This is a genomic window from Nitrospirota bacterium (assembly GCA_016212185.1).
Taxonomy (GTDB): Bacteria; Nitrospirota; Thermodesulfovibrionia; order UBA6902; family DSMQ01; genus JACRGX01.
Genome location: JACRGX010000010.1, coordinates 22,461 through 30,125 on the forward strand (window position 1 = coordinate 22,461; position 7,665 = coordinate 30,125).

Annotated in this window: 8 protein-coding genes; 5 read left to right on the forward strand and 3 right to left on the reverse strand. The window is 42.4% G+C overall.

Annotation, left to right across the window (positions count from 1 at the left end; translation table 11 throughout):
- Position 1 precedes the first annotated feature (1 nt).
- From HZA10_01165 to HZA10_01185, 5 genes are all read left to right on the forward strand, one after another.
- Entirely contained in the window at positions 2-919 is a 918-nt protein-coding gene (locus tag HZA10_01165; GenBank protein ID MBI5194913.1) for a tetratricopeptide repeat protein, read from the forward strand.
- On the forward strand, positions 892-2,112 hold the full coding sequence (locus HZA10_01170; protein ID MBI5194914.1) for a YihY family inner membrane protein: 1,221 nt from the start codon (positions 892-894) through the stop codon (positions 2,110-2,112). Before HZA10_01165 ends, HZA10_01170 begins: the two co-directional genes overlap by 28 nt.
- A gap of 391 nt (positions 2,113-2,503) precedes the next feature.
- Entirely contained in the window at positions 2,504-3,100 is a 597-nt protein-coding gene (locus HZA10_01175) for a hypothetical protein (GenBank protein ID MBI5194915.1), read from the forward strand.
- Positions 3,101-3,413: 313 nt separating this feature from the next.
- A complete protein-coding gene (locus HZA10_01180; GenBank protein ID MBI5194916.1) occupies positions 3,414-3,659 on the forward strand; it encodes a hypothetical protein in 246 nt (81 codons plus the stop codon).
- A complete protein-coding gene (locus tag HZA10_01185) occupies positions 3,638-4,042 on the forward strand; it encodes a PIN domain-containing protein (protein MBI5194917.1) in 405 nt (134 codons plus the stop codon). Before HZA10_01180 ends, HZA10_01185 begins: the two co-directional genes overlap by 22 nt.
- Positions 4,043-4,056: 14 nt before the next feature.
- Here HZA10_01185 and HZA10_01190 read toward each other — a convergent pair whose 3' ends face one another.
- From HZA10_01190 to HZA10_01200, 3 genes are all read right to left on the reverse strand, one after another.
- Complete coding sequence (locus HZA10_01190; GenBank protein MBI5194918.1) at positions 4,057-6,219, reverse strand: adenylate/guanylate cyclase domain-containing protein; 2,163 nt, start codon at positions 6,217-6,219, stop codon at positions 4,057-4,059.
- A gap of 61 nt (positions 6,220-6,280) precedes the next feature.
- Complete coding sequence (locus tag HZA10_01195) at positions 6,281-7,351, reverse strand: FecR domain-containing protein (protein ID MBI5194919.1); 1,071 nt, start codon at positions 7,349-7,351, stop codon at positions 6,281-6,283.
- A 131-nt stretch (positions 7,352-7,482) separates the two neighbouring features.
- Positions 7,483-7,665, reverse strand: a 183-nt coding sequence (locus HZA10_01200; GenBank protein MBI5194920.1) for a hypothetical protein, incomplete at its 5' end; no start/stop codon positions are given.

Here is a 7,665-nt window from a genome sequence, read left to right on the forward strand (position 1 = left end):
AGTGAACAGTGAACAGTTATCAGTGATCAGTAAAAAAATAAAAAACATAAAACTCTTTACTCGTCACTTGTCACTTGTCACTATCTATTTACTGTTCACTGCCGCCGGCTGCGGGCATACCCCGCTTTCCATGTCAGACGTACAAAAACAGGCGGTTGAATTTAATCAACAGGGAGAGTCAGCCTTCAAAAAAGGAATTTATAAAAGAGCGCTGAGTTCTTATGCCGAAGCCCTGAGGCTCAACCGCTCCATTGAAAATTTTGAGGGCATCGGAATAAACCTTGTCAATATGGCGGTTGTGCAGCATAAACTCGGAGATAAAGACAGCGCCCATAGATATGCTGATGAGGTAGTTCGGAGTTCGGAGTTCGGAGTTCGGAGTGGTTTGATTTCTGATGCGGCATTTATAAAGGCACTGCTTTACCTGGATGATAGAAACTATGACCAGGCTCTAAAATGGGCTGATAAGGCATTGAATTTTTGCAGGGATGACTGCCGTACAGAAGGAGGAATCTATAATCTCAAAGGCAGAACCGCATTTTTTAAAGGCGATTTTTCTTCAGCCCTGACATATGCTGAAACCGGGCTTGAATTAAATAAAAAATCCAGCGATAAAGATGAAGAGGCAAATTCCCTGAGGCTTATTGCAGGTATAAAGGCAAAAAGGGGTGAATATGAGGACTCAAAAAAATTATTTAAAAACGCCCTTGCCATTGACAAGGAACTCGGGGCAGGCAGGAAAGTAGCCATGGATTTAACCGGTATTGGAGACATATTTGCCGGACAGGGGGCATGCAAAGACGCCATGAATTATTACATCCGGTCCATGTCAGTATGTGAAAACTCTGAAGATAAACAGTGCATTAATGATACCGCCGCGGCAATGGAGAAATGCCAACAGGATTCAGGGAAAAAATAGCCGATTCTTTTTTTATTTTAAAAGAGTCCGCAAAGTCATTCCAGAAAAACAATAACCCCGGAACATCTGCCTCACTTGCCTATTACAGTTTTTTTGCCATTATTCCGCTTTTGCTCCTTGTAATTTACTTCCTCGGCAATTTCGTCCTGTCATCACAGACAGCGCTCAGGGGCGTTGAAGCCCTTGCCTCTCAGATGTTCCCGCAATTTAAAACAGTTGTCACAAATGAAATTCTCGCCCTCTCACAGCACAAAAATGTATGGGGAATTTTAAGCATTATTGCCCTTTTCTGGTCTATTACGCCGCTGGCAGGCGGACTGAGAAATGCGTTTTTAAAAATATTCAAATCAGACAAAAAAATACCGTTTCTCAAGGCAAAACTTTTTGATTCAGCCGCGGTGCTGATGATATTAACACTTTTTACCCTGCTTGTCTTAAGTCAGATATTTTATTCCGTTATTGTTAACACCATCTTTAAAAAACTTCCCTTTTTTCTTGAGGTAGTCAATGTTGCTGCGCCGCTGATTACGACAATGCTGTTTATGTCTTTTTTTTATCTTGTCTTCTCGCCTGTAAAATTAAAGACCGGCTATATCCTGACCGGCGCTGCTGTTACCGCCCTGCTCTGGTCTTTGATGAGCCCGCTGTTTTCTATTTTTCTTACATACAATCCTGATTACGGCGTTGCTTTCGGCTCACTGAAAACAATTTTCATTCTTCTTGTGTGGGTTTATTATTCATTTTCCGTCATACTATTCGGCATAGAGGTCATTGCAAATGTCAGGAAGAAGGAGGCGCTGTTGTTAAAAGGTGTTTTTCTTGAACCGCAAGTATCAAATAAAAAGCACCGGCGGCTTCTGAAAAAATTTGGGAGATCTTATAATTCAGGAGAGATAATATTCAAAGAGGGCGATACCGGAAGAGATATGTTTTTTGTCCTTTCAGGCGCAGTCAGCATCAGCAAAAACGAGCAGACGCTTAAAACCATGAAAGAGGGAGACTATTTCGGCGAGATGTCAATGCTCATACAGTCGCCGAGGACAGCCGCGGCTGTTGCCTCAGAGCCTAACACGCAACTTTTAATTATTTCGCAGGATAATTTTGAAATCATACTCAGGGAAGAGCCCAAGGTACTGCTTTCTGTCTTAAAGGAAATGGCGCAAAGGCTTAAAAGCACTATGGAGTATATTTGAGGCTTCTACAACGGTCTAAATGTATTTGTAATCAGCAGGTCAGGTAAAATATTCTTTGGTTCCGATTTGTTGTCATTCCCGCGCAGGCGGGAATCCAGACATCGTAATTAGATTCTTGAACCGCGCTCATCCCGAAGTATCGGAACCGGAATGGCTGCTTTGTTTGTAATAAACAAAGAGCCTATGATATATTTGAGCAGGTCATAAGCAGTTATCATTAATGCCTTTTTTCTAAAAGGGACAGCAGTGTCCGGTAAATCTTGTGTACATGTTGATCGTTCATCAATAAACGTCATTCCCGCAAGCGAAGCGCGTCGGGAATCCTTTTGAGCACCCCTCGGAAAGATTCCGGACAAGCCGGAATGACAACCACAGTGAAAAAGGGGTTGAAATGGCACTTTATCATAACTCAAGATTTTTCCTCGCAAACCTGATTATTCCCCCATGCCTCATGACCCTCACTTCTTTATTATTCATCGCCAACACAGCCCTTGCCGGTTTCATCACATTTGAAAAAGAATACACCTATCAGGCAAGTGAACTTGACAGCAGAGTTTCATGCAGAGTCATTGCGATGGAACAGGTCAAGAGGCTTCTTCTGGAGGAATTAGGGACATATCTTGAAAGCGAAACAGAGGTAAAGAACTTTCAACTGACAAAAGACCAGATAACAATCCTGACCGCCGGAATAGTAAGGGCAGAGGTGATAGATGAGAAGTGGGATGGAAAGGCTTACCGGCTTAAGGCAAAAATTTCAGCAGACCCTGATAAAGTGGCTAAATCAGTTGACATTATAAGAAATAATCATCAGTCAATTAAGGAATTAGAGGACTTAAGAAAACGCGCCGATGAGATGTCAAACGAGATCGTTAGATTAAGAGGTGAAATAAATAATTTAATGAAGCCCGATAAAAACGAGTCAATGGTAAATACCGAACAAAAAATGGAACAGAATATACTTTTGTCGTTTATAATAGAGAGGCATTAATAAAGCTTATTCAAAATCTTTTAACCCAGTACTGAACTAGAGCAATCATTCCGTTCATTGTTCATTATAGGGGGCACCTTGCTTAATTTTTGCTCCAAAGGGCAATCAGGCACTCTGAAGCAATTTCCGGCATAAACAACAGACACTCTCTATGCCACTTTTAGCGGATGAATGCGGACTATTTCTTTTCTGTATTCTTTCTGCACATGCCAGAGGTCATAGGCGCATCGGGCATTCAGCCGTTTTCTTTTCCCAATTTACACGCCATATGTTAAAATATTCAATCAACAAGCTGTTAAAACAGGAGGCATTTATGGGCGTTGCATTAGACTATAAAAAAACAATAATAAATTTAACCAGAGAATTACCTAAAAACAAACTTAAGGAATTAATAGATTTTGCCCAGTTTCTTAAAGCAAAAAAAGAAGGGTTTTCTTATTTGCAGGTTAAAGACAGCGCAGAATATGTCAGACAGCATAGGACAAAAGAAGCGCAGAAGTTCAAGTCAGGGAAAAGATTTATTGAAGAGCTTATTGAATGGCAAAAATCAAACTCTTAGTAGATACTGATATTATTATTGACTATCTCAAAGGAATAAAACCTGCCAGAGAATTTTTCAAATCCGAGAATTTTGATATTTACTGTTCGGTCCTCAGCCAAAAAGAACTGCTCTCTAAAAAAGGACTCAGCGACTCTGAAAGAAAAAGGATAAAGGAACTGTTATTACGATTAAAGGTCTTAAAGATAGATAATGAGGTAAGCAAAAAGTATATGCTGCTTCTGAATAATTATGGAGAAAAGCAGGGTTCTATCGCAGATTACGTAATAGCTGCAACAGTATGGGCAAAAACCCTTCCTCTTTTAACAAGGAACAGGAAACATTTTGACCAGATAAAAGAAATACAACTTAGCCCGGTTTATGAAGATAACGCTGCATTATAAGTTATCTTAAACACCTACTTCACCTTTGCCTCGTACACGCCGTCCCATTCTGCCTCCGGCGGATTCGCGATAAATTCACTGCACCTTTCGGCAAAAACCTCTGAGGGCTTATCATTATATTTACCGGCAAGGCTCTGAAAAATCCCGAGCGCATCTTTGAATTGCTGTTTTCTGTATAAACTCAATGCCTCTTTGAACTTATGGATTATGTCATCGCTTAATCCTGAAGAAATTTCATAGATGGTGACAGGCTTGTCCTTGCCCTTGACCTTGATTAAATCAAGCTCCCGGAGATGCATTGTTAAACCGCCCGGCATCTGAAGGGCAGTCTTAACAATATCGGTGTTCAAAACGTTCAAATCGTTTAAGCTGTTCAAATGCTTAAAAGTAAATTCACTTATGATTATGTTTGTCTTGTAAACCTTATTCATACCCTCAAGCCTTGACGCAAGATTAACCGTGTCGCCGATGGCTGTATAGTCAAACCGTATATCAGTCCCCATATTTCCTACAATGACGTCCCCCGTATTTATGCCGACGCCTATATTAATTTCAGGGATGCCGCTTTCGCGGAAATTGTTATTAAGCTCCTTCAGCCTGTCCATCATCTCTATTGCAGTCTGACCGGCGGAGCCAGAGTGATTTTTAACATCAAGCGGCGCATTATACAGCGCCATAATGGCGTCGCCGATATATTTATCAAGAGTCCCGCTGTTTTTTAAAACTATATCTGTCATTGGTCCGAGATATTTGTTTAAAAGCAGTACCAGCCCCTCCGGCGTGAGCTTTTCTGAAATGGAAGTAAAGCCTCTTATGTCTGAAAACAAGACCGTTATCTCCCTTTTCTCACCGCCGAGTTTAAGCATATCAGGCTTTGTTATTATCTCCTTCACAAGCGCCGGCGACACATAACTTGTGAATGCCTTCTTAAGGAACCTGCTCTGCCTTTCTTCAACAATATTCCTGTAAGCCTCTAAACTTATATATGTAAGTCCCGTGGAGATGATTGGAAAAATGACTACTGTGTTTAAAAAGTAATTGGCAAAAAGAAAAAAATTTATATAAATGTATACAGCCATGGTTATTAAAAGAAACAGTAATGAAATTATGGTCCTGCGGGTCAGGCTCAGGATAACGGATAATAAAATGGGGAACAAAGCGATAAAAACCATCTCAAGCGCTATCACCCGTCCGTCCCTGATTAAAAAATTCTTCTGCAGTACATTAGATGCAACCGTTGCATGAATCTCCACCCCGGGCAGCACCGGGTCAAGCGGGGTTGCCCTCATGTCATAGATTCCAATTTCAGTTGCGCCGACAAAGACCAATGCGTCCTTCAGCGCACCGGGGGTTAAACGGTTCTTTATCACATCAACGGCCGGAATGATTTTAAATATTCCTTGTTTCCCGTAATAATTAAGAGTCAACCGTCCTGATTCATCGGCAGGTATCAGGGTATCTTTTATAATGACCCCGCTTACGCCGTAGGACGCAATATCAAGCACAATTTCACTGCCGAGGTAGTGCCTGAGGCTGGAAAGTGAGAGGGAAGGATACGGGTCGCCGTCATAAAGCATCAGGAGGGTTTCCGTTCTTATTATCCCGTCTTTATCAGGCAGGATGTTAAAAAAACCCGCGCCTTCAGACGCCTCTGAAACTTGCGGGATGTTTAATTCCACATTCGGGTAAGTCATAAGAGGGACCTCAGTGACATTTTCACTCATCCGTACAACTTTTATCTTTGAGGACTGCAATGCCTCTGAGGCTTCGGCTGACTGCTTTTCAGTTTCCTGCCTGAAGAAATATCCGGCAATTACATTGCCGTTTTCTTTTATCGCATCTGAGAAGGCCCTGTCCGAATCAGGATTAGACGCTTCTGAAAATACAATATCAAACGCAATGGTCGTAGCCCCGTATGATTTGATGTTTTTAATCAGCTGGGCCAGCGCCTTCCTGTCCCACGGCCACCGGCCAAGCTCATTAATGCTCTTGCTGTCAATGGCAACAACAACGACATTCGGGGCAGGCTTCCTCTCTCCCCTTGCCCTGAAGCGCACGTCTTTAAGCTTGAGGTCAAGGCTTGTGAAAAAGTCTATTTTCTGCCTGTAAACAAAAATCGTCAGCAGGGATATGAATATTCCGATTGCAGTGAATATGATTAGCCGTTTTATCTTCATTCCCCTGTGAGAGATTTTGAAACAAATTCAGAATTATGCCGACTGATTTGAAACAGAACTCTTATTTATTCAGCACGCCCAGTATGGTCTCAACATTGCTCAGGTGTTTGCCTGACGTATATTCATTTTTATACTGGAGCAGTTTTTCCTTTGCCTGTTCATTAAACCCAAGCTGGTAAAGTGTCATGCCGGACAGAAAAAGGGCTGTCTCCCTTTGAGAGACTTTAGGGTATTCCTCAAGAACCAGCAGGTATTCTGCAAGGGCTGTCTCAGGATGATTTAAAAACCTTGCATACACCGCGCCCCTTTCAAGCCTTGCGTCGCTCCTGATTTCAGGCAGGGTGGTAAGGTCAAGGGCTATCTGAAATACATAAAGCGCATCCTCGTATTTCCCGGTATCGGCAAGATAGTGACCGTAGTTTATATTCCATCGTGCAATTATGTTCGGCAGGTTGTTTGAAACTTCCCAGTCCTTCGGCGGAGCTGCAGCCGTAACCTCTTCAAAGTTCTTTTTTGCGGCTGAGAGAGGCGTCTCGGGCTCAATCTTTACCGGGTCGGCAGGGGTAATCCCTCTTGTATTCTGAACCATGGTGTCAACAGTCAGCGGCTTTGAGGCAGATGTATCGCCGGAAACCTCTACGGTCCCTTCATTTCCAAAAAGGACATTGGCCAGCCCCTGCGTCATAAGCAGAAACTCGGTCCCTTTAATTCCGGCTGTGGCAGTGGGGCTTTTTACCTTATAATCCACTTCTTCGCCTGCAAGCTTTACGACAGACGCCCTGAGCTTACCGCCGGCAATGCTGAATATGCCTGTCTTCTTTTTTTTGCCGATGACAAGGTCTGTCAGCTCAATCTCAGTATTGTTTGACAGTGTAAGTTTGCTCTGGTCAATCAGGGTAAGCACTGCCCAGCCGTCAGCCCCGGTTTTTATCCAGAAGCCTTTCTGCATCTCAAGATTTTTTTTGGCGTCCTGATAAGCGACATTGGGTTTTTCCCTGTATAAAACCTTCCCGCTGAGTTCAGTAATCCTGCCGGCGCCGGCTTCAGCGCTGTATGACGGAACGGCTGAGTAAAGAACAATTAAGCCAATGACTAAAAGCTGGAAGCCCAATAGTATGCGTTTTGTAATCATAATCCCTCCTTTTACGGGTACAACGTGTTTTTTCATTGCAAAATTATCAATTATCATTTCAAAATGCAAATTTTCAATGCTAACTTTGTCCCGACAGGTCGGGAATAAATTTACAATGAATATTTTTCCCCTCAATCCCTTTTAAACAACTCCGGCATGGTCTTTCTAAGATAGGTTAATTTCTTTCCGTATTTCAAGTCATTCTTTCCAAGATAATTAGAAACGAATTTTGATACGGCAGACCGCCAGTTCCCCTCAATAGTCCTGATTATCCAGTCAGGCTTGTAATCCAGAGACCTTGCTATAAGAAACAG